Below are 22,924 nucleotides of genomic sequence, written 5' to 3' on the forward strand. Positions count from 1 at the left end.
GGCCGACCCTGACCGGCCGGGCCAGGCCCTTACCCGTCGGTCCGGCCCGTCGGACGCCCCACCCCCTGGGCGCCCACCAGGGGCCGGTCCCCCTCCCGGGGGCGGGGTGGGGCCGGCGCGTCCCGCGGCTCCGGCGGCGGTTCGATGCTGATCCGGGGCAGCCACCGGTCCAGCCAGGACGGCAGCCACCAGTTGGCGCCGCCCAGCATGTGCATCAGCGCCGGGACCAGCAGGGTACGGAGCACGAACGCGTCCAGCGCGACCGCGGAGGCCAGCCCGATACCGAACATCGCGATGGTCCGGTCGCCGCTCAGCACGAAGGCCGCGAACACCGCGATCATGATGACCGCCGCCGAGTTGATGACCCGGCTGGTCTCGGCCAGGCCGACCCGTACCGCCTGGCGGTTGTCGCGGGTCAGCTGCCACTCCTCGTACATCCGCGAGACCAGGAACACCTGGTAGTCCATGGACAGGCCGAAGAGCACCGAGACCATGATGACCGGCAGGAACGGCTCGATCGGCCCGGCGCTGCCCAGCCCGAGCAGCTCGCTCCCCCACCCCCACTGGAAGACCGCGACCACGACCCCGAAGGCCGAGGCGACCGCCGCGACGTTCATCAGCGCCGCCTTCAGGGGGATGCCGATGCTGCGGAACGCGAGCAGCAGCAGGATCGACCCGAGTGCCACGACGACGCCGATGAACAACGGCAGCTTGCCGACGATCACCGAGGCGAAGTCGTCATAGCTCGCGGTGACCCCGCCGACCCGCACCTGGAGCGTGGTCCCGTCCGCAGCCTCCGGCAGGACCTCGCCGCGCAGCCGTTCCACCAGGTCAGAGGTCTGTCGCGACTGCGGGGAGCTGTCCGGTACGACGGTGATCACGCCGGTGCTGCGGCTCCCGTCGAACTCCGGGCCGCCGACCTGGGCGACGCCGGGAGTGTGCCGCAGCCGCTGCGGCAGCTTGTCGAACGCGATCCGGTCGTCGGGGCCGTCGAGGGTGCCGACGAGGGTCAGCGGCCCGTTGAACCCGGGCCCGAAGCCGCTGCCGTGACCGCCACCGGCCCGCTCGCCCGCGAGCAGGTCGTACGCCTTCCGGGTCGTCGACGTGGCCGGGTTGTTGCCCTGGTCCGACGTCCCCAGATGCAGGCCGAAGGTGGGCAGTGCCAGGGTCAGCATGACGGCGGCCGCGGCCGCCCCCAGCAGCTTCGGGTGCCGCTCCACGAATCCGGCCCACCGGGCGGCGATCCCCGCCCGCTGCTCCGGCTCCGGTCCCTGCTCCGCCAGCCGCCGCCGCTCCCGCCGCCCGAGCGCCCGCATCCCGATCACGCCGAGCAGCGCCGGCAGCAGGGTCACGGACGCGGCGACGGTCAGCACGACCGTGAGCGAGGCGGCCAGCGCGACCCCGTTGAGGAAGCTCAGCCGCAGGACCAGCATCCCCAGCAGCGCGATGCACACCGTCGCCCCGGCGAAGACGACGGCCCGCCCGGAGACCGACACCGCACGCTCGGCGGCCTCCTGGACGGGCAGCCCCGCCCTGAGCCCCTTCCGGTGCCGGGTCACGATGAACAACGCGTAGTCGATCCCGACCCCGAGCCCGATCAGACTGCCGAGCATCGGGGCGAAGTCGGCAACGGTCATCGCATGGCTGAGCAGCGCGATCCCGGCCGAGGCGGTGCCGACCGCGGCCACCGCGGTGACGATCGGCAGAAACGTCGCGGCGAGCGACCCGAAGGCGAGGAACAGCACCACGGCCGCCGCGCCCAGCCCGATCAACTCCGGCAACTGCGCCCGCGGCGCCTCGGTCAGCGCGATCCCGGCGCCGCCCAGCTCGACCTGCAGCCCGTCCCCGTCGGCTGCCCGCGCGGTCTCGACGACCTTGCGGACCTGCGCCACGCCCAGTTCCTCGGTCGGCCGGTCGAACACGAGCGCGGCATAGGCGGTACGCCCGTCCCTGCTGATCTGCCGCCCGCCCTGCGCCCCGCCGACGTCCGCCTTCGCGTGGCTGCCGTACGGCCCGTGCACCTCGGCGACCCCCGGCAGCCGAGCGACCTCCCCCAGCGTGCGCCGCATGGTCTTCTCGACCGCGCCGGCCCGCACCGTCCCGCGCTCGGTGTGCCACACGATCGTGTCGCTGTCCCCGGCCTGCCCGGGGAACGCCTTCGCCATCAGCGCGCCGGCCTGCCCGGACTCGGTCCCCGGCACCTCGTAGTCATTCGAGTACGCGGCCCCGCTCACCCCTGCGGCAACCGCGACGCCCGCGAAGGCGGCAAGCCAGAGAACGATCACCACGATGCGGCGTCTGAGACACCACCGAGCCAGAGCCGTCACGGACCTCGACTGCTTCCCGGGTTGTGCGTCGATAACTCCCGGGTACGGGTGGTGCCGAGCGCGGACGAACGGGTTGGGAGGCCCCCGCCACCCACCGATCAGGCAAGCGGCCCCGGGCCCTCATCAGAGCAGAGTGACACCCGGAAAAGATCCTTTGCCCCCTTTGTGGCCTTCACCACACACAACCCGGAAGAGGAGCCTCCCACCCTGGTCGCCCGAGGTCAGCCACCCGCCGGCACCTGCACCTCGCTACGGATCTTGCTCGTCTCGTCGGCGAGTTCCTGCAGATCGACCGACTCGGGCGCCTTGGCCAAATCGGCGGCGTCGGTCTGCGCGACGCTGGCCGTCGTACTGGAGGTGCCCCAGGCGCAGAACTCCAGCGTGACCTTCTGACCTGCCACGGCCTTCACATCCACACCGCAGGTCAGCGGCTCGCCACCATCGCTCGGCGTGAACTTCTTCTCCGGAACGGCGACTTCCACCCCCGGGGACTTGGTCATGCCGTTGATCATGTGGTCGATCCCCTCTTCGGGATCATCGATGGTGCCGTAGATCCCCGACACCACCAGCGAGGTGGTACCCCCGGTGTACTGCCCGCCCGCCGCACGCATGCCGTGCGCGTTCACCCCGTCGCTCGGCACCTGGGCTCCCATCTGCTGGGACAAGTCCTTGGCCAGCGAGTACTTCCCGCCGACCAGCGACTGCGGCACCGTGATCTTGTACTTCGGCCCCGCGGACTGCTTGCTCCCGCCGCCACCGCCCCCGAAAACCACGGCCGACGCCACGCCGCCCAGGACCAGGACCCCCACCACCGCCCCGACGATCCCCAAGACCTTCCCCGTATTGCTCTTGGGCGCCTGCGGCGGCTGCGGCACCATCCCGGGTCCGCCGTACCCGTACGGAACCTGCTGCGGCGCCCCGTACGGCCCCTGCTGCGGCGCCCCGTAGGGACCCGGTGCCCCGTACGGCCCCGGCTGAGGCACCCCGTACGGCCCGGGCGGCACCTGCCCACCCGGGCCCTGCGGCGGATAACCCCCCGGCTGCCCGCCCTGCGGCACACCCGACGGCACACCACCGAATCCGTTGTTCGCCTGCTGCGGCGTATTCACTTACCGACCTCGGTCTCTTCCATGCCAGTTTGCCTGCTGCGCGAGGGACCTCACCGCCGCGGATCCCGCAATGAGCTTGAGAGGGGCGGCACTTGGCGTTCGCTCACCCCGCGGAGAGCGGGAAACCTCCGGTCTCCAGGATTCAGAAGTGCCCCCGCTTTTCGAATCAATTGCCGGGCCCACTTTGGCATACGGCACCGACAACGAAACCGCGGAGCCTCATCCTGTCGCGACCCTTGACCGGCCCATTGGTCTGAACCATTCTGTGGCCAGGGTCGGACCGGTGTCGGAGTGGTGTCGGGCCGGCCCTCGTAGCGGTGGCCACCGTCTCGTGCAGTTCTGCCCGGGCTCCGGGCTCCCCCTCTTCGGCACTGGAGACAGGTATGCCTCGCATCGCGCGCACCCGACCGTCCCGCCACAGACGCCTGTTCGGCGGGCTGCTGGCGGCACTCGCCACCGCCGCGGCCACCACGACCGCCACCCTCACCCCGGCTTCGGCCGCTCCGGCGGCTCCGGCCCCGTCGGTCACCGGCGCCACGGCAGCCGATGTCAACGTGGCCAGGAACGCCGGATACGAGGCGGGGCTGGGCAACTGGACCTGTTCGGCGGGCAGTGGCAGCACCGTGGGCTCGCCCGTGCACGGTGGCGTCGCCGCGCTGAGGGCCACGCCCACCGCGTCGGACAACGCCACCTGCTCGCAGGTCGTCGCCGTCAAGCCGGGTGCGACGTACCGGCTCAGCGCGTACGTGCAGGGCTCGTACGTCTACCTGGGCGCGTCGGGTACCGGGACCACCGACGTCTCGACCTGGACTCCGTCCGCCACCGACTGGCAGCAGCTCGCGACCACGTTCACCACCGGCCCCGCCACCACCTCCGTCACCGTTTACACCCATGGGTGGTACGGGCAACCCGCCTATCTGGCCGACGACTTCAGCGTCCTCGGTCCTGATGGCGGAGGCGGCACCGACCCCGGTCCCGGGGTACCGGCGGCGCCCGGTGGTCTGACCGCCGGCGCCGTGACGTCGTCGTCGGTCGCCCTGTCCTGGAACCCGGTCGCCGGCGCCACCGGCTACACGGTCTACCGCGACGGCGCCAAGGACCGCACCGTGAGCGGCACCGCGGCCACCGTCACGGGGCTGTCACCCGCCACCGCCTACCGTTTCCAGGTCACCGCCGGCAATGCGTCCGGGGAATCGGCACGTTCGGCGGAGGTGTCCGCGACCACCGCGCCGGCCGGCGGCGGCACCGACCCCGTCGTCCCCAGGCACGCGGTCACCGGCTACTGGCAGAACTTCAACAACGGTGCCACCGTGCAGAAGATCAGTGACGTTCCGGGCCAGTACGACATCATCGCGGTCGCCTTCGCCGACGCCACGACCACACCCGGTGCGGTCACCTTCAACCTCGACTCGGCAGGTCTCGGCGGCTACACCGTCGACCAGTTCAAGGCCGACATCAAGGCCAAGCAGGCGGCCGGCAAGTCGGTGGTCCTCTCCGTCGGCGGCGAGAAGGGCACCGTTTCCGTCAACGACTCCACCTCGGCCGCCAACTTCGCCGACAGCGTCTACGCCCTCATGCAGCAGTACGGCTTCAACGGCGTCGACATCGACCTGGAAAACGGGCTCAACCCCACCTATATGACGCAGGCGCTGCGCTCCCTCTCCCAGAAGGCGGGAGGGAAACTCGTCCTCACCATGGCGCCGCAGACCATCGACATGCAGTCGACGTCGGGTGGCTACTTCCGGACCGCGCTGAACGTCAAGGACATCCTCACCGTCGTCAACATGCAGTACTACAACAGCGGTTCCATGCTGGGCTGCGACGGCAAGGTCTACTCGCAGGGGTCGGTCGACTTCCTCACCGCGCTGGCCTGCATCCAGCTGGAGGGCGGCCTCGATCCCTCACAGGTGGGCCTCGGGCTTCCCGCCTCCACCCGCGGCGCGGGCAGCGGCTATGTCGCGCCGAGTGTCGTCAACGCCGCCCTGGACTGCCTCACCAAGGGCACCGGCTGCGGCTCCTTCAAGCCCGCGAAGACCTACCCCGGCCTGCGGGGAGCCATGACCTGGTCCACCAACTGGGACGCGGCGAGCGGCAATGCCTGGTCGAACGCGGTCGGCCCGCACGTCCACGGGCTGCCGTAGCCGTACTCGCGGCCGCGCAACCCGCACCGCACGCTCTTCCCCGGCACGCGCTCGCCGGCGCCCCACGCGTCGGCGAGCGCGGACAACGGCAGCAGCCCGCCCGGAGGCGCCCGCGGCTCGCCCGGACCCATCGTCTACAGTCTTGTAGACGAAAGCCGGGCAGTGGCCACCGCTCACGCGTGGTCGGCTGAACGGCGCCCGACATGCAGAAGGTTGCCGACACGGCGCACCGCGCCGGGAGGGCGGACAGGACGATGGCGCAGTCGAGCAGCGAGGCGCTGGCACGGCCGGTGGGCGGGGAGTGGTCGCGCACCCCCGTGCCCGGAGCCGGACACGCACCGGGCTGGAGCAAGGTACCTCAGGTCACGGCCCTGTTCTGGGGTGTGAAGGTACTGACCACGGGCATGGGCGAGACGGCCTCGGACTACCTCGCCCGGACGCTCGGGCCGATCCCGGCCGGCGGCCTCGGGCTGGCCGGCCTGGTGGCCCTGCTGGTCCTCCAGTTCCGGTCCACCCGCTACCGGCCCGTGGTCTACTGGTCCGCCATCGTCATGGTCAGCGTCTTCGGCACCATGGCCGCCGATGTCGTGCACGTCGTGGCCGGCATCCCCTACACGGTCTCGGTCATCGCCTTCTCGCTCGGACTGGCCGGGCTGCTGACCGTTTGGTACGCGTCCGAGGGAACGCTGTCCATCCACAGCATCCGCACCCGCCGCCGCGAGACCTTCTACTGGGCGACGGTGCTCACCACCTTCGCCCTCGGCACCGCGGTCGGCGACCTCACCGCAGGCACCCTGCACTGGGGCTATCTGCCCTCCGGCCTCCTGTTCACCGCGCTCATCGCGGTGCCCGCACTGTCCGGGCGCTTCCTCTGGCTCAACGCCGTCGCCGCCTTCTGGTGGGCGTACGTGCTGACCCGTCCGCTCGGCGCCTCCTTCGCCGACTGGATGGGCGTCTCCACCGCCCGCGGCGGCCTCGGCTGGGGGACGGGTCCGGTCACGCTGGCGCTCATCGTGCCGATCGTGCTGCTCGTGGGCTACCTGGCGATCAGCCACAAGGACACCCCGTCCGAGTTGCCGGCCACCGGTACCGCCGCCTGACGCGGAGCGGCCGCGGCCCTGCCGCGTACCGCTGTCGGGCTCAGGACCCGGTCAACGCCGGTGCCAGCGCGCGGAGTTGATCGAGGCCCAGGCCGCCGTCGGCGGCGAGCGGCTGGAGGGCGACGTGGTCGGCGCCCGCGTCGAGGTGCTCCTGCACCCGGCGCCGGACGGCGTCCACGTCGCCCCAGGCCACCAGCGCGTCCACCAGCCGGTCGCTGCCGCCGCCGGTGAAGTCGTCGTCATCGAAGCCGAACCGGCGCAGATTGCCGACGTAGTTGGGCAGTTCCAGGTAGAACCGCGTGTGGGCGCGGGCCGCGGCACGGGCCTTCGCCGGGTCGGTCTCCAGTACGACGGCCTGTTCGGGGGCGAGCAGCGGGCCGTCCCCGAGGATCTCGCGGGCGCGGGCCGTGTGCTCCGTGGGCACGAGGTACGGGTGCGCGCCGGCCGCCCGGTCCCGGGCCAGCTCCAGCATCTTCGGGCCCAGCGCCGCCAGCACCCGGGCCGGCGGGGGTTCGGCCACCGGGCCCTCGTACGGGGCCGCGTCCATCCCGTCGAGGTAGTCCCGCATCGCGGCGAGCGGCTTGGCGTAGGTGTGGCCGCGCAGGTTGACGATCGGCGCGTGACTGGCGCCCAGGCCGAGCAGGAAACGGCCGTCGTACGCCTCGGCGAGGGTGTGCGCGGCGCCGTTCGCGGCGGCGGCGTCCCGGCCCCAGATGTTGGCGATGCCGGTGGCGACGGTGATGCGCCCGGTGGCGGCGAGCAGCAGCGCCGCGTGGCTGAACGCCTCCTTGGTGCCGGGCCCCTCGCCGAACCACAGCGCGCCGTAGCCGAGTTCCTCGATCTCGGCTGCCACCCGCCGGGCGGTGGCGGCCGGGATCCGGCCGAGCCCGCCGTGCCAGACACCGATCCGGCCGATCCGCGACGCAAGAGCCTGCTGCTGCACCGTTCCTCCACTGGCTGGGGGCGGCCCGCCCGCGCGCGTGCGAGGGGGCCCGCCATCGATCACAGCACGGCGGGACGTCCCGGCATTCCGCACCGGGCCGAACGGGTGAGCCCGGGGCGGTCGGGGCCCGGACGCCGAACGGCCGCCCTTCCGTGGGAAGGACGGCCGCGCGGCGGAAACCCGGGTGTCAGCCCTCGACGCCCAGCTTCTCCAGGATCAGCTCACGGACGCGCGCCGCGTCCGCCTGGCCGCGGGTGGCCTTCATGACCGCACCGACCAGCGCGCCGGCCGCGGCCACCTTGCCGCCACGGATCTTGTCGGCGATGGCCGCGTTGGCGGCGATCGCCTCGTCCACGGCCGTGCCCAGCGCGCCCTCGTCGGAGACGACCTTGAGGCCGCGCTTCTCGACGACGGTGTCCGGGGCGCCCTCGCCGGCCAGCACGCCCTCGATGGTCTGGCGGGCCAGCTTGTCGTTGAGGGAGCCCTCGGCGACCAGCTGGGCGACCCGCGCGACGTCCTGCGGGGTGATCGAAAGGGCCGCCAGTTCGACGCCGTCCTCGTTGGCACGGCGGGCCAGCTCGCCCATCCACCACTTACGGGCCGCGGCGGAGTCCGCGCCGGCCTCGACGGTGGCCACGATCAGGTCGACCGCGCCCGCGTTGAGGATCGACTGCATGTCGTGCTCGCTGATGCCCCACTCCTCGCGGAGCCGGTTGCGGCGGACCCGGGGAAGCTCGGGCAGACCGGCCCGCAGCTCCTCGACCCACTCGCGGGAGGGAGCCACCGGCACCAGGTCGGGCTCGGGGAAGTAGCGGTAGTCCTCCGCCTCCTCCTTGATCCGGCCGGGCGTCGTGGAGCCGTCCTCCTCGTGGAAGTGACGGGTCTCCTGGACGATCGTGCCGCCGGAGGAGAGCACCGCGGCGTGCCGCTGGATCTCGAACCGGGCGGCACGCTCGACGGAGCGCAGCGAGTTGACGTTCTTCGTCTCCGAGCGCGTACCGAACTTCTCGGTGCCCTGGGGGCGCAGCGAGAGGTTGACGTCGCAGCGCATCTGGCCCTGCTCCATCCGGGCCTCGGAGACGCCGAGCGCCTTGATGAGCTCGCGCAGCTCGGCGACGTACGCCTTGGCGACCTCGGGGGCGCGCTCGCCGGCGCCCTCGATCGGCTTGGTGACGATCTCGATGAGCGGGATGCCGGCGCGGTTGTAGTCCAGGAGGGAGTGCCGCGCGCCGTGGATACGGCCGGTGGCGCCGCCGACGTGCGTCGACTTGCCGGTGTCCTCCTCCATGTGGGCGCGCTCGATGTGCACCCGGAAGACCTCCCCGTCCTCCAGCTGTACGTCGAGGTAGCCGTCGAAGGCGATCGGCTCGTCGTACTGGGAGGTCTGGAAGTTCTTCGGCATGTCCGGATAGAAGTAGTTCTTCCGGGCGAAGCGGCACCATTCGGCGATGGAGCAGTTCAGCGCCAGGCCGATCTTGATCGCGGACTCGACGCCGATCGCGTTGACGACGGGCAGCGAGCCGGGCATGCCCAGGCAGGTGGGGCAGGTCTGCGAGTTGGCGTCCGCGCCGAGAGCCGTGGAACACCCGCAGAACATCTTGGTCTTGGTGCCGAGCTCGACATGGACCTCCAGGCCCATGACGGGGTCGTAGGCCGCGAGGGCGTCCTCGTACGACACCAGGTCAGTGACAGTCACGGTGAAACAATCCCTCTCAGCCCAGCAGGACGTCGTCGTCGCCCAGGCGCTTCAGTTCGCGGTAGAGGATCGCCAGGCCGGTGACGATCGCCGCGGCCGAAACGGCGGCGTCGATCAGGCGGAGCGTGTCGTTCTCCTTGCGGGCCAGCTTGGCCTGCTTGGCGACGCTGATGGCGCCGAACGCGGTGCTGCCCATCGACAGGTACAGGCCGGACTTGGACTTCTTGAAGTTCTTGGCCTTCTTGGTCATGGCGGTCACAGTGCAGGTGCCTCCTCGAGCAGCGGGTGGCCCCACTTGCCGGTGAACGCGGCCTCGACCGCGGCACCGACCTTGTAGAGCCGGTCGTCGGCCATGGCAGGAGCGATGATCTGCAGACCCACCGGCAGCCCGTCCTCAGGGGCCAGGCCGCAGGGCAGCGACATGGCCGCGTTGCCTGCCAGGTTGGTGGGGATCGTGCACAGGTCGGCGAGGTACATCGCCATCGGGTCGTCGGCCCGCTCACCGATCGGGAAGGCGGTGGTCGGCGTGGTCGGCGAAACGATCACGTCGACCTGCTCGAACGCCTTCTCGAAGTCGCGGGTGATCAGCGTCCGCACCTTCTGGGCGGAGCCGTAGTACGCGTCGTAGTAGCCGGACGACAGCGCGTACGTGCCGAGCATGATGCGGCGCTTGACCTCGGGGCCGAAGCCGGCCTCGCGGGTCAGGGCGGTGACGTCCTCGGCGGACTTCGTCCCGTCGTCGCCGACCCGCAGGCCGTAGCGCATGGCGTCGAAGCGGGCCAGGTTGGAGGAGCACTCGGACGGCGCGATCAGGTAGTACGCCGCCAGCGCCAGGTCGAAGGACGGGCAGTCCAGCTCGACGATCTCGGCGCCCAGCTCCTTGAGCAGCTCGACCGACTCGTCGAAGCGCTGGAGGACACCGGCCTGGTAGCCCTCGCCGCGGAACTGCTTGACGACACCGACCCGCATGCCCTCGACGCTGCCGTTGCGGGCCGCCTCGACGACCGCCGGGACGGGCGCGTCGATGGAGGTGGAGTCCAGCGGGTCGTGGCCGGCGATCACCTCGTGCAGCAGTGCCGCGTCCAGGACCGTACGGGCGCAGGGGCCGCCCTGGTCCAGGGAGGACGAGAAGGCGACCATGCCGTAGCGGGAGACGCCGCCGTAGGTGGGCTTGACGCCGACGGTGCCGGTGACGGCGGCGGGCTGGCGGATGGAGCCGCCGGTGTCCGTGCCGATGGCGAGCGGGGCCTGGAAGGAGGCGAGCGCGGCGGAGGAGCCGCCGCCGGAGCCGCCGGGGATCTTGGTCAGGTCCCAGGGGTTGCCGGTCGGGCCGTAGGCGCTGTTCTCCGTCGAGGACCCCATGGCGAACTCGTCCATGTTGGTCTTGCCGAGGATCACGACGTCGGCGGCCTTGAGCTTCTTGGTGAGCGTGGCGTCGTACGGCGGGAGCCAGCCCTCAAGGATCTTGGAGCCGACGGTGGTGGGAATCCCCTCCGTCGTGAAGATGTCCTTGAGCGCGAGCGGGACGCCGGCCAGCGGGCCGAGCTTCTCGCCGCGGGCCCGCTTCTCGTCCACGGCACGGGCCTGGGCGAGCGCGCCCTCGCGGTCGACGTGCAGGAAGGCGTTCACCTTCTCGTCGACGGCCTCGATGCGGGCCAGGTGGGCCTCGGTCACCTCGACGGCGGTGAGTTCGCCGGAGGCGATCTTCGACGCGATCTCGGCGGCGGTGAGCTTGATCAGGTCTGCCATGTCGGTCACTCCTCCCCCAGGATCTGCGGCACCTTGAAACGCTGCTGCTCCTGGGCCGGGGCGCCGGACAGCGCCTGCTCGGGGGTCAGCGACGGACGGACCTCGTCCGGCCGCATGACGTTGGTCAGGGGCAGCGGGTGGGAGGTCGGCGGTACGTCTTGGTCGGCGACCTCGGAGACGCGGGCGACCGCGCCGATGATGTCGTCGAGCTGCGTGGCGAAGTGATCGAGCTCTTCGGCCTTCAGCTCCAGACGTGCCAGCCGGGCGAGGTGAGCGACCTCCTCGCGCGTGATGCCAGGCATGCAGCGATCCTCTGGTCTTCTTGGTGGAGTGTTCTTGCTGGTATTCGGGCCCAATCCTATTGCCAACGCCATGAGGATCGCGCAGCCCTTTCCGCCGGGGGCGCCGGGGTGGGCGGCAGGAAGATCACCGGCGGGGCGGCGCGGGACCGTCGCGGGTCTCGTGGGTGTCGGGGGCGTCGTCGCTCACGTCGGCCTCGTACGCCCCTTCCCGACCGTCGGCCCCTTCCGGATCGCCGGTCCTCTCCGGCTCGCGATGATCATGAGGGCCGCTCGGCTCGCCCTGGCCTTCCCGGTCCGGCCGGACAGGCCGGGGCGGCCGGGGCGGCCGGTCTTCCCGGTCGCTCCCGACGTTCGGGTTCGCGTCGGACCGGTTCGCGTCGGGCCGGTCCGCGTCGGACCGGTTCGCGTCGGGCCCGTCGCCGGGGTCGTGGTCGCCGTGGGAGTCGTTGTCGCCGTCGGGGTCGTGGTCGTCGTCGGGGTCGATCGCGCCGTCGGGGTCGTTCTCGCCGTTGGGGTCGTTGTCGTCGCCGGGGGCGTTTTCGTCGCGTTCGGAGCGGGGACAAGGGACGGCCGGTGGCCGGGTCAGTTCAGGACCTGTCCCGAAGGGCGCTCAGCTGCCTTCTCCGCCGCCAGGGCGGCCGTCTCCGACTCGCGGTGCCACCCGCGCTCGCCGCGGGCCCTCAGCCAGGCCGTGGTCTCGTCCGGTGGCATCGCGGCCGCCACCAGCCAGCCCTGTACGGCGTCACAGCCGAGGTCGCGCAGCCGCTCCCAGGTCTCGTCGTCCTCGACGCCTTCGGCGACGACCAGGAGGCCGAGGGAGTGGGCGAGGTCCAGGGTGCAGCGGACGATCTCGGCGTCCTCCGTGTCGACGGCGAGCCGGGCCACGAAGGAACGGTCGATCTTCAGCTCGCTGACCGGGAGGCGCCGCAGATGGACCAGGGAGGAGTAGCCGGTACCGAAGTCGTCGAGCGACATCTTCACGCCGTGGGCGGTGAGCGCGGCGAGGGTGTCGGCGGCCCGCTGCGGGTCCTCCAGGAGGACGTGCTCGGTTATCTCCAGTTGTAGCGCGCCCGGTGGGACGCGATGTCGGGCGAGCCGGGCGGCGACGGCGCCGGCGAAGCCCGGGGAGTGCACATCGCGCGGGGAGACGTTGACCGCGACCGGCACCTCCAGGCCCATCCCCCGCCAGCGCGCCACCTGGGCGAGCGCGGTCTCCAGGACGTACTCGGTGAGCCGGGGCATCAGGCCGGAGGACTCGGCGATGGCGATGAACTCGTCCGGTGGCACCCGGCCGCGGTCCGGGTGCACCCAGCGGACCAGCGCCTCCAGGCCGGCGACATGTCCGTCGAAGCCCACTTTGGGCTGGTAGTGCAGCTCGACGTCACCGGCGTCCAGAGCGCGCCGCAGATCACCCAACAGGCCGAGCCGGTCGGGGGTGTTGCCGTCCCGCTTGGCCTCGTAGAGCTCGACGCCGCTGCGGTCCCGCTTGGCCTGGTACATCGCCACATCGGCGCGGCGCAGCAGCCCTTCGGCGTCCAGGGCGTGGTCGGGGAAGACGGCGACCCCCGCGCTGGCTTCGAGCACGAGGGTCAGTCCGTCGAGGTCCAGGGGGGAGCCGAGGGCGGCGACGAGGTTGCGGGCCACCCGCTGGGCACTGGTGAGGGAGTCGGCGGTGGGCAGCAGGACGGCGAACTCGTCGCCGCCGAGCCGGGCCGCCTCGGCGCCGCGCGGCAGGGCGTGCCGCAGGCGGTCGGCGATCTGCAGCAGCAGCCGGTCGCCGGCGAGGTGGCCGAGGGTGTCGTTGACGGAGCGGAAGCGGTCCAGGTCGATGAGGACCAGCGCGGAGCGGACGCCGACGCGTTCGGCCTCGTCCAGCGCGGTCCAGGTGCGCTCCAGCAGCCGCTGGCGGTTGGGCAGCCCGGTGAGCGGATCGCGCAGCTGCTCCTCCGCGCGGGCCCGGGCTATCCACAGGGTGGAGTCCAGTGCGATCAGCGGGACCGCGAACAGCGGCAGCAGCAGGGGGGCGGCGACCGCGCAGACGGCGATCAGCGGGGAGATGCCGAGCAGTGCGATGCCGACGAGTGCCTGGCGGACGACGGCCGTTCGGGGGATGGCGGGCAGCGTGCCGCTGCGCGGGGTGAGGCTGATCCACAGCAGGCCGCGGCTGACGACGAGATAGCCGGCGGCGGTGACCAGGACCTCGGGCAGGACGGTCAGGTCCCACGCCTTGGGCGTCCAGGGGTGGCGGACGCTGGAGACCACGCCGAACGCGGCGAGCCCCAGCGCCGCGGCACCGATGCCGAGGACGTCCACCGCGCCGTGCACCAGGGCCTGCCGCCAGCGGTGCCGGCGGGCGGCCCCGACGAGCACGACGACGGAGAGGCTGACGAGGGTGGCCGGCACCCAGCCGTACAGCAGCAGGACGGCGAGGGCGAGCGCGGCCCCGGAGCCCGTGCCGCCCCACCAGCGGTCGCGGCCCAACGCGACCAGGTGGCCGACGATGACGCCGGTGAGGATCGCCAGCGACCATCCCACGGAGCCTCCGGGGAACAGCGCGTCACCTTCGCCGAGGGTCCGTATGACGCCCACGGCGAGCGCGAGGCCCGCCACGGTGACGATGGTCGCGGGCAGCGCGGGCACGACGAGCCGCCGGAGCCGCGACGCCGGAGCGGCGCTGTCGGTCGGTTTCATTCCGATCCCTCTCACAGCCGGCTGAGCCCGCGCCACGGCAGGCGCACCCCTCAAGGTTAGGCCGCGGAAGGCCGCCACGGGCAGCGATCGGCGACGGTTGCCCGAATGCGACCCGGCGTCCGGGATCAATCTGGTATGCGCCGATGGGGTGACACCTCACTCCTCCTCAGGCGGAGTGACAGCTACCGCTCGTGCCGCCTCGGGACCCTGTTCCAGCAGCACTGCAAAGCCGTCATCGTCCAGGACGGGGACCTTCAACTGCATGGCCTTGTCGTACTTCGAGCCGGGGTTGTCGCCCACCACTACGAAACCGGTCTTCTTCGAAACGGAACCGGTCACCTTCGCTCCGAGCTTCTGGAGGGCCTCTTTCGCGCCATCTCTGGTGTGTGACTGAAGTGTGCCCGTTACGACGACGGTGACGCCTTCCAGCGTGCGCGGCCCCTCTTCGCCCGTTTGCTCCTCTTCCATCCGGACACCGGCGGCCCGCCACTTCTCGATGATCTGCTGGTGCCAGTCGACGGCGAACCACTGCTTCAACGAGGCGGCGATGGTGGGGCCGACACCGTCCACGGCGGCCAGCTCGGCCTCGTCCGCGTCCCGGATGCGGTCGATGGAGCGGAACTCCCGCGCCAGCGCCTCGGCCGCCACCGGGCCCACGTGCCGGATCGACAGACCCGTCAGGATCCGGGCGAGCGGGCGCTCCTTGGCCGCCTGGATGTTCTCCAGCATCGCCAGGGCGTTCTTCTTCGGCTCGCCCTTCTGATTGGCGAAGAAGGTGACGATTTTCTCCGCACCGGTCTTGGGGTCGCGCTTGGGCAGACCGGAGTCGGGGTCGAGCACATAGGACTTGATGGGGAGCAGCTGCTCGATGGAGAGGCCGAAAAGATCCCCTTCGTCCTTCAGCGGCGGCTCGGACGGCTCCAGCGGCTGGCTCATGGCCGTGGCCGCGACATAGCCGAAGTTCTCGATGTCCAGGCATTTGCGCCCGGCCAGATAGAACAGCCGCTCACGGATCTGGGCGGGGCAGGAACGGGCGTTGGGGCACCGCAGGTCGATGTCGCCCTCCTTGGCGGGCTGCAGCGCCGTCCCGCACTCGGGGCACTCGGCCGGCATCACGAACTCCCGCTCGCTGCCGTCCCGCAGCTCGACGACCGGCCCCAGGATCTCGGGAATGACGTCACCGGCCTTGCGGATCACCACGGTGTCCCCGATGAACACCCCCTTGGCCTTGACCACGTCCTGGTTGTGCAGGGTCGCGAACTCCACCTCGGACCCCGCCACCGTCACCGGCTGGACCACGGCGTACGGCGTGACCCGGCCCGTGCGCCCGACGCCGACGCGGATGTCGACCAGCTTGGTGTTGACCTCCTCCGGCGGGTACTTCCAGGCGATCGCCCAGCGCGGCGCCCGGGAGGTGGAGCCCAGCCGCCCCTGGAGCCGGATCTCGTCCAGCTTGACGACGACCCCGTCGATCTCGTGCTCCACGGCCGTGCGGCGGGTCTCGGCGTCGCCGTAGTGCGCGATGAACTCCCGGACCTCCGCCAGCGAGTCGACGACCCGGTTGTGCGTGGCCGTCGGCAGGCCCCACTCCTTGAGCAGGTCGTACGCCTCCGAGAGGCGGTCGATCTCCAGGCCGTCGCGGGCGCCGAGGCCGTGCACGACCATGTGCAGCGGGCGGCCGGCGGTGACCTTGGGGTCCTTCTGGCGCAGCGAACCGGCGGCGGCGTTACGGGGGTTGGCGAACGGCGGCTTCCCGTCGGCGACGAGCCGCTCGTTGAGTTCGAGGAACTTCTCCATCGGGAAGTAGACCTCCCCGCGCACCTCGACCAGGTCCGGGACCCGGTCGCCCTTGAGGCGCTGCGGGATCTCGGTGATGGTGCGCACGTTGGGCGTGATGTCCTCGCCCGTACGCCCGTCGCCCCGGGTGGCGGCGCGGGTCAGCCGGCCCTTCTCGTAGGTGAGGTTGACGGCGAGGCCGTCGACCTTCAGTTCGCACAGGAAGTGGTACGCGGCGCTCCTGGGGTCGCCGCCCAGCTCACCCGCGAGGCGCTCGGCCCAGGCCGCCAGCTCCTCGTCGTCGAAGGCGTTGTCGAGCGAGAGCATCCGCTCGCGGTGCTCGACCTCGGTGAAGTCCGTGGCGTAGGCGCCGGCGACCTTCTGGGTCGGCGAGTCCGGGGTGCGCAGCTCGGCGTACCGGTCCTCCAGGGCTTCCAGCGACCGCAGCAGCTTGTCGAACTCCGCATCGCTGACAACCGGGGCGTCCTTCACGTAATAGCGGAAGCGGTGCTCCTCGATCTGCTCAGCGAGCTGCGCGTGCTCCTCCCGCGCCGCCGCGGGCACCTCGGACTCCGCTGCGTGCTGTTCGCCAGCCACCGTCATTCCTCCCGTTGTCCTCGAGTGCGGTCACTCAGGGTTGTCTGCGAGTGATCTCGCCGCCCGGACGCAGTGCGCGAGGACCGAACGGGCATAGCCGGGCGAAGCGCCCGCCAGCCCGCACGACGGGGTGATGACCACGGACTCGCTGAGAGTCCCCGGCGTCAGCCCCAGCCTGCGCCACAGCGTCCTGACACCCATGACGCTACCGGCAGGGTCTGACAATCGGCCGTCCACGCCCGGCACCACGCCCGCGAACAGCGCCGTACCGCCTTCGACCGCCTCGCCGATCGCCTCCTCCTCACGCTCGGTGAGCAGTGCGAAATCGAACGAGATGCCCGTGACGCCGGCTCGCCGCAGCAGCGCGAACGGCACCTCGGGCGCGCAGGAGTGGACGACCACGGGCCCGCCGTCCGCGACCGCGACGAGATCGCGCAGCGCGCCCTCGACGACCGCGCGGTCCACGGCCCGGTGGGTGCGGTAGCCGCTCGCGCTCTTCACCCGCCCCTGCAGCACCGCGGTCAGCGACGGCTCGTCGAGCTGCAGCACGACCCGGGCGCCCGGCACCCGCCGCCGTACGTCGGCGAGATGGCCGCGCAGTCCCTCCGCCAGGGATCCCGCGAGGTCCCGGCAGGCCCCGGGGTCGCTGAGGGCGGCCTCGCCGTTGCGCAGCTCCAGGGCGGTGGCGAGGGTCCACGGGCCGACGGCGGAGACCTTCAGCGGTCCCTCGTACCCCTGGGTGAACTCCTCCAGGGCGTCGAGGTCCTCGCCGAGCCAGGAGTGGGCGCGCCGGGTGTCGCGGCCGGGCCGGTCGCTGATCCGCCAGCCGCTGGGCTCCACATGGCCGTAGACCTCGACGAGCATCCCGAGGGTGCGTCCGATCATGTCGGCGCCGGGCCCGCGGGCCGGGAGCTCCGGCAGGTACGGGAAGGTCTCCAGCGATCCGGTGACGGTCTTCGCCGCCTCGCGCGCGTCCCCGCCCGGCATCGACCCGATGCCGGTCGCGGCGCCCGCGGGCCACTTCTGCGTACTGTTCTCGCTCACCCGGAAAGGGTATGCGGCGGCGGGGCGGGGAGGCCCACCCCGTCCAACCACCGGCCTCCACGCCCGACCGCCGGTCTCCCCGTCGGGCCAGCGGCCTTCCCCCTCCCCCGGCCGGCGCCGGTCACCGGCGGCCGCGTACGCCCAGCCACCCCGTCAGGGCCGCGGCCGCCAGCGCGAGCGCCGTCAGCGCGAAGGCGTACCCCGCGCCCCGGTAGCCGCCGCCCGCCGCGGTCAGTACCGCGCCCATCCCGGCGATGCCGACCAGGGAGCCGATCTGGCGGTTGGCGTTGAGGGTCGCGCTGCCGATGTCGGCGTGCTCGCGTCCCGCGGCCTCCATCAGGACACCGGTCAGCGCCGGGGAGCTGACCCCGCTGCCGACGTTGGTGACGGCGAGGAGCGCCGCGATCGTCCAGTACGGCAGGCCGGGCGCGAGGATCAGGAACAGCAGGACGTACCCGGCGGCGGAGACCGCCAGCGATCCCGCCAGCGCGACCCGGTTGCCGATGCGCAGCCCGATCCGGGCGTAGAGCATGTTGCCGACCGGGATGACCAGGACGGCCGGCAGCATCTGCAGTCCGGCCGTCACCGGGCTCGCGCCGCGCGCGGTCTGGAGGAACAGGCCGAGGACGAACAGGGCCCCGTAGAAGGCGAAGTTGAAGAGGAAGCCGACCACGTTGGCCGCGGAGAAGCTGCCGTCCGAGAAGAGCGCGACCGGCAGGATCGGCGTACGGGAGGCCCGTTCGCGGAGCAGGAACCCGGCCGCCGCGACCACCGTGACCGCGAACGCGCCCAGGACGAACGGCGCGGACCACCCCTTGTCCGGCCCCTCGATGAGGGCGTAGCTCAGCGCCCCGAGGGCGAGCAGGCCCAGGACGTGACCGCTGCCGCCGAGCGCCGAGCCCCGGCCGGGGACGGCCGCGACGACCCGCCGGGTGAGCAGCAGCCCCACGATGCCGATGGGGAGGTTGACCAGGAAGATGGAGCGCCAGCCGAGGGTGCCCACCAGGAGGCCGCCGAGGGTCGGCGCGAGCCCGACGGACGTGGAGACGATCGCCGACCAGATGCCGAGGATCTTCGCCCGGCGGGCCGGCTCCGGGAACGCGTTCATCAGCAGCGACAGCGAGCTGGGCATGAACAGCGCCGCGCCCACGCCCTGCGCGAAGCGGGCCGCCACCAGGACGTCACCGTTCGGCGCGGCGGCACCCAGCAGGGAGGCCGCGGTGAAGGCGGCGAGCCCGACGAGGTAGATCCGGCGCGCTCCGAACCGCTTGGCCAGTGAGCCGGCGAGCAGCAGCAGTGCGGCGAAGGCGAGGACATAGCCGTCGACGACCCAGGTGAGGCCGGACATGCTCAGCCCGAGCCGGTCCCGCAGGGCGTTCGCGGCGACGTTCATGATGCCGGTGTCCAGGCTCGCCATCACGAATCCGAGCGCCAGGACGAGGAGTTGGAGCCCGCCCCGGGGCTGCTTGTGCCGGTCCGCCGGGGTCGGCGCCACGCTTGCCGCGGTGCGCGGCGCGGCCTTCTGAGTGATCATGAATTTAGTTATAGCTGTATCCATCACGACGGATGATGGTTACAGCTATAACTTTACTGAATGCATACGAAACCCCGGAGAGGTGAGGTGACGGAGGGGACGCGAATTCCGGGAAGGGACCGGGAGGCACCGGCTGGACTCACAGGACTCGGTCGGGGGACGCGCGGGCCGGGCTCGGCCGGGGAACCGCGCGGGCCAGGCTCAGTCGGCCCGGCCCAGCGCCTTCAGCAAGTCGTCGCGCAGCGCGGCGCGCTCCTCGTGCGAGAGATGGTCCAGCGGTGACGCGGTACCCATCCGGCGCAGCAGGTCGAGTCGCAACTCCCGCCCCGCCTCGGTCAGTACGAGCTGCTTGGCGCGCCGGTCCAGCGGATGCGGCTGGCGTATGACCATGCCCTGCTTCTCCAGCTTGGAGATGACATAGGTGACGTTCGGCGGCTCGCAGCACAGCACCGCGGCCAGCTCCCGCGCGGTCTTCGGCTCGCCGAGCTCCTCCAGCGCCTTGGCCTGCGTCGGCGTCAGATCCAGCTCGGCGATCCGGCTGCGCTGATGGGCGTCCAGCCGGCGGCTCAGTTCCGTCACCAGCCCCCGGATCTCCCGGAACCCGCATCCGGCCGCCGCGGTCGACTTCGCTTCAGTGGTCACTCATGCAGCGTACGTCGCCGCGGCGGGAAGCAGCGGACGGCTGTGGACAACGGCGCCCCGGCGCCCACCGGGCCTGTGGACAACGGCGCGACGGCGGCATTCCCGAGGGCCGCGTCACGCGGCGGCTCAGCGTCCCGGCCGCACCGACACATCGTTGATCTCCGCGTCCCGCGGCAGGTCGATGGCGGTGATGATGGCCGTCGCGACCGACTCGGGGTCGATCCAGCGGGACGCGTCGTAGTCCTTGCCCTCCTGCTGGTGGGTGCTCTCCTGCATCGGCGTGGCGGTGCGCCCCGGGTAGACCGACGTCACCCGGACGCCGTTGCCGTGCTCCTCCGCCCGCAGCGAGTCCGCCAGCGCCTTCAGGCCGTGCTTGCTCGCGGCGTACGCGCCCCAGTTGGCGTGTGCGTGCAGCCCCGCGCCCGAGTTGACGAACACGACGTGCCCCTTGGCGGCCCGCACCAGCGGGAGCAGCAGCCGGGTGAGTTCGGCGGGCGCGACGAGGTTGGCGGCGAGCTGCCGCTGCCACGCCTTGGCCGGCAGGTCGCCGACCGCGCCCAGCTCGATGACGCCGGCGATATGGTGCAGGGTGTCGATACGGTCCGGGAGCGGCTGGTGGCCGAGCGCCCAGGACAGCTTCTCCGGGGTGCCGAGGTCACCGACGAGCGTGCGGGCGCCGGGGAACTGCTCGGCGAGCGCCTTGGCCCGGACCGCGTTGCGCGCCAGCAGCCACAGGTCCTCCCCGCGCTCCGCGAGCCGCCGCGCGACCGCCGCTCCGATGCCCGAACCTGCCCCGGTGATCAAGTGCGTACCCATGGGGCCGATCCTAACGAGCACGGAGGGGAGGCGGACGAGGCCGGGGCAACGGGCGGGGCGGGGCGGGCCGGGCGGCTCAGCCCTGCACGCCCGCCTTCTGCTCCAGGTGGGCCAGCGCGCTGATGCCGTCCGCCGCGAAGAACACCAGGTCGCTCAGCGGCAGCGGCAGGAAGCCCTCCGCCTCCATCCGCTGGAACTGCTGCCGCAGACCGTCGTAGAAACCGGCGGTGTTCAGCAGCACCACCGGCTTGGTGTGCAGCCCGTGCTTGCGCAGCTCCAGCATCTCGGTGGCCTCGTCCAGCGTGCCGGTACCGCCCACCATGATCACGATGGCGTCGGCGCGCGCCAGCATCTGCGCCTTCCGCTCGGCGAGGTCCTTGGTGACGACCATCTCGTCGGCGCCCGCGCGCGCCTTGTGCGCCAGGAACTCCACGGAGACACCGATCAGCTTGCCGCCGGCCTCTTGCACGCCGTCGGCCATGACCTTCATCAGCCCGGTGTCCGAGCCGCCCCAGACCAGCGCGTGCCCGCCCTTGCCGATCAGCTCGGCGAACTCGCGGGCGGCAGCGACATAACGGTCATCAAGGTCGGCGGCGGAACAGAACACGCAGATATTCATGCGACTCACCTTACGAGCCGGGCCGGCGCGGAGGACGACCGCACGTCTGCCGGACCGGACAGCCGGGCCCCGGGGGTCGCCCCCGGGGCCCGGCCGCTCAACGCTTCCCCGCCTCGGACCAGCCCCTGGTCCGGATCCGTCCCTGGTTCAGATCAGTCCCTGGTTCAGCATCGCGTCCGCGACCCGTTCGAAGCCGGCGATGTTGGCGCCCGCGACGTAGTCGCCGGGGAGGCCGAAGCGTTCGGCGGTTTCGTAGCAGGTGCGGTGGATGTCGCGCATGATCGCCGCGAGTTCGCCCTCCGTGCGCTCGAAGGACCAGCTCTCGCGCGCGGAGTTCTGCCGCATCTCCAGCGCGCTGGTCGCCACCCCGCCGGCGTTGGCCGCCTTGCCCGGGCCGAAGGCCACGCCGGCCTCCTTCAAGAGCGCCACCGCGTCCGGCGTGGTCGGCATGTTGGCGCCCTCGGAGACCGCCTTGACGCCGTTGCGGATCAGGATCCGGGCGGCGTCCGCGTCCAGCTCGTTCTGGGTCGCCGACGGGAGCGCCACCTCGCACGGCACGTCCCACACCCGCCCACCGGGCACGTACGTGGCCGACACCCCGCGCCGCTGGGCGTACTCGCTGATCCGGCCGCGCTCGACCTCCTTGATCTGCCGCAGCAGCGCCAGGTCGATGCCCTTCTCGTCGACGACGTAGCCGCCGGAGTCCGAGCAGGTCAGCACGTTCGCACCGAGTGCCTGCGCCTTCTCGATGGTGTAGATCGCGACGTTGCCGGAACCGGAGACCACGACCTGCTGGCCGTCGAGCTCCTCACCGCGCTGCTTGAGCATCTCCTCCGTGAACAGCACATTGCCGTAACCGGTGGCCTCCGTACGGGCCTTGGAGCCGCCCCAGGACAGGCCCTTGCCGGTGAGCACACCGGCCTCCCAGCGGTTGGTGATCCGCCGGTACTGGCCGAAGAGGTAGCCGATCTCGCGGCCGCCGACGCCGATGTCCCCCGCCGGCACGTCGGTGTGCTCGCCGAGGTGGCGGTGCAGCTCGGTCATGAACGACTGGCAGAAGCGCATCACCTCGGCGTCCGACCTGCCGTGCGGGTCGAAGTCGCTGCCGCCCTTGCCGCCGCCGATGTTCAGCCCGGTCAGGGCGTTCTTGAAGATCTGCTCGAAGCCGAGGAACTTCACGATGCCGAGGTTCACCGAGGCGTGGAAGCGCAGCCCGCCCTTGTAGGGGCCGAGCGCGCTGTTGAACTCCACCCGGAAGCCGCGGTTGACGTGGACCGCCCCGGAGTCGTCCTGCCAGGGCACCCGGAACATGATCTGCCGCTCCGGCTCACAGATCCGCTCCAGGATCTTCGCCTCGGCGAACTCCGGGCGGGCGGCCAGCACGGGGGCCAGCGTTTCCAGCACCTCCAGGGCCGCCTGGTGGAACTCCGGCTCCCCGGGATTCCGCCGGACCAGCTCCGCGTACAGGGATGCCGGCCCGGCGGTATGAACGCCCGGATTGACCCCAGATTGCACAGTCGACATTGACTTCTTCCCTTCGTCGCCGAGGAAAGGCCGCCCTCGGTCCGGACCGCGACGTCTCCTCATACGTCCTTGAACAGCACTCGGGCCCTGGGCGTCACCGGTCCTCACGCAAGCGCCTTCGACGTCCGTTCGCGGCAGACCCTATGCGGCGACCCACCCCCGTTGGCTGTTAGATGAGCGACACCCCGCTCTTCTGCGCACTCCCGCCGATTCGTCGGACCGACCGCTTCCCCTTCACATTGCCGCAGGTCAGCGGCGATATGCGGGCGGCCGCACGGCACCCTTCCGAGGTGTGCCCTGTGCGGCAGCTCACA

The 22,924-nt window shown here is 71.7% G+C and carries 17 protein-coding genes; 2 read left to right on the forward strand and 15 right to left on the reverse strand.

Annotated elements, in window-relative coordinates:
* Positions 1 to 29: 29 nt before the first annotated feature.
* Positions 30 to 2,327, reverse strand: a complete 2,298-nt coding sequence (locus SL103_RS28355) for an MMPL family transporter (protein ID WP_069571771.1) — start codon at positions 2,325 to 2,327, stop codon at positions 30 to 32.
* A gap of 221 nt (positions 2,328 to 2,548) precedes the next feature.
* Positions 2,549 to 3,205 carry a hypothetical protein gene (locus SL103_RS28360; RefSeq protein WP_069571773.1) on the reverse strand — a complete coding sequence of 219 codons (657 nt, stop codon included), beginning with the start codon at positions 3,203 to 3,205 and terminating at the stop codon, positions 2,549 to 2,551.
* Positions 3,206 to 3,819: 614 nt separating this feature from the next.
* Here SL103_RS28360 and SL103_RS28365 point away from each other — a divergent pair.
* Together SL103_RS28365 and SL103_RS28370 are read left to right on the forward strand one after the other, a co-directional pair.
* Positions 3,820 to 5,577, forward strand: a complete 1,758-nt coding sequence (locus SL103_RS28365) for a chitinase (protein WP_069571775.1) — start codon at positions 3,820 to 3,822, stop codon at positions 5,575 to 5,577.
* A 203-nt stretch (positions 5,578 to 5,780) separates the two neighbouring features.
* Positions 5,781 to 6,677: a COG4705 family protein gene (locus tag SL103_RS28370; protein ID WP_244304067.1), complete on the forward strand. Its 897-nt coding sequence runs from the start codon at positions 5,781 to 5,783 to the stop codon at positions 6,675 to 6,677.
* Between the two features lie 40 nt (positions 6,678 to 6,717).
* Here the strand turns inward: SL103_RS28370 and SL103_RS28375 are convergent, their stop codons facing one another.
* The 13 genes from SL103_RS28375 to gdhA form a co-directional block, all read right to left on the reverse strand.
* Positions 6,718 to 7,620, reverse strand: a complete 903-nt coding sequence (locus tag SL103_RS28375; protein WP_069571777.1) for an LLM class F420-dependent oxidoreductase — start codon at positions 7,618 to 7,620, stop codon at positions 6,718 to 6,720.
* A 187-nt stretch (positions 7,621 to 7,807) separates the two neighbouring features.
* Positions 7,808 to 9,316: an Asp-tRNA(Asn)/Glu-tRNA(Gln) amidotransferase subunit GatB gene (gatB, locus tag SL103_RS28380; protein ID WP_069571779.1), complete on the reverse strand. Its 1,509-nt coding sequence runs from the start codon at positions 9,314 to 9,316 to the stop codon at positions 7,808 to 7,810.
* A gap of 16 nt (positions 9,317 to 9,332) precedes the next feature.
* Positions 9,333 to 9,566, reverse strand: coding sequence for a hypothetical protein (locus tag SL103_RS28385; RefSeq protein WP_069574191.1), 234 nt, complete (start codon positions 9,564 to 9,566; stop codon positions 9,333 to 9,335).
* A gap of 5 nt (positions 9,567 to 9,571) precedes the next feature.
* On the reverse strand, positions 9,572 to 11,065 hold the full coding sequence (gatA, locus tag SL103_RS28390; protein WP_069571781.1) for an Asp-tRNA(Asn)/Glu-tRNA(Gln) amidotransferase subunit GatA: 1,494 nt from the start codon (positions 11,063 to 11,065) through the stop codon (positions 9,572 to 9,574).
* Between the two features lie 5 nt (positions 11,066 to 11,070).
* Complete coding sequence (gatC, locus tag SL103_RS28395; protein WP_033266824.1) at positions 11,071 to 11,367, reverse strand: Asp-tRNA(Asn)/Glu-tRNA(Gln) amidotransferase subunit GatC; 297 nt, start codon at positions 11,365 to 11,367, stop codon at positions 11,071 to 11,073.
* Positions 11,368 to 11,949: 582 nt separating this feature from the next.
* The gene (locus tag SL103_RS28400; protein WP_069571783.1) at positions 11,950 to 14,058 is read right to left on the reverse strand and encodes a putative bifunctional diguanylate cyclase/phosphodiesterase; all 2,109 of its coding nucleotides are present in this window, start codon (positions 14,056 to 14,058) and stop codon (positions 11,950 to 11,952) included.
* A gap of 156 nt (positions 14,059 to 14,214) precedes the next feature.
* Positions 14,215 to 16,431 (reverse strand): NAD-dependent DNA ligase LigA, encoded by a 2,217-nt coding sequence (gene ligA, locus SL103_RS28405; RefSeq protein ID WP_069574192.1) that lies wholly within the window; start codon positions 16,429 to 16,431, stop codon positions 14,215 to 14,217.
* Positions 16,432 to 16,461: 30 nt separating this feature from the next.
* Positions 16,462 to 17,475 (reverse strand): methionine synthase, encoded by a 1,014-nt coding sequence (locus SL103_RS28410; protein ID WP_079146026.1) that lies wholly within the window; start codon positions 17,473 to 17,475, stop codon positions 16,462 to 16,464.
* Between the two features lie 121 nt (positions 17,476 to 17,596).
* Entirely contained in the window at positions 17,597 to 19,009 is a 1,413-nt protein-coding gene (locus SL103_RS28415; RefSeq protein WP_079146027.1) for an MFS transporter, read from the reverse strand.
* 201 nt (positions 19,010 to 19,210) lie between these two features.
* A complete protein-coding gene (locus tag SL103_RS28420) occupies positions 19,211 to 19,588 on the reverse strand; it encodes a MarR family winged helix-turn-helix transcriptional regulator (protein ID WP_069574195.1) in 378 nt (125 codons plus the stop codon).
* A gap of 189 nt (positions 19,589 to 19,777) precedes the next feature.
* The gene (locus tag SL103_RS28425; RefSeq protein WP_069571786.1) at positions 19,778 to 20,467 is read right to left on the reverse strand and encodes an SDR family oxidoreductase; all 690 of its coding nucleotides are present in this window, start codon (positions 20,465 to 20,467) and stop codon (positions 19,778 to 19,780) included.
* A 76-nt stretch (positions 20,468 to 20,543) separates the two neighbouring features.
* Positions 20,544 to 21,086, reverse strand: coding sequence for a TIGR00730 family Rossman fold protein (locus SL103_RS28430; protein WP_069571788.1), 543 nt, complete (start codon positions 21,084 to 21,086; stop codon positions 20,544 to 20,546).
* 147 nt (positions 21,087 to 21,233) lie between these two features.
* Entirely contained in the window at positions 21,234 to 22,610 is a 1,377-nt protein-coding gene (gene gdhA / locus SL103_RS28435; protein WP_208869973.1) for an NADP-specific glutamate dehydrogenase, read from the reverse strand.
* Positions 22,611 to 22,924: the final 314 nt, after the last annotated feature.

This window comes from Streptomyces lydicus, assembly GCF_001729485.1.
GTDB classification, from domain to species: domain Bacteria; phylum Actinomycetota; class Actinomycetes; order Streptomycetales; family Streptomycetaceae; genus Streptomyces; species Streptomyces lydicus_D.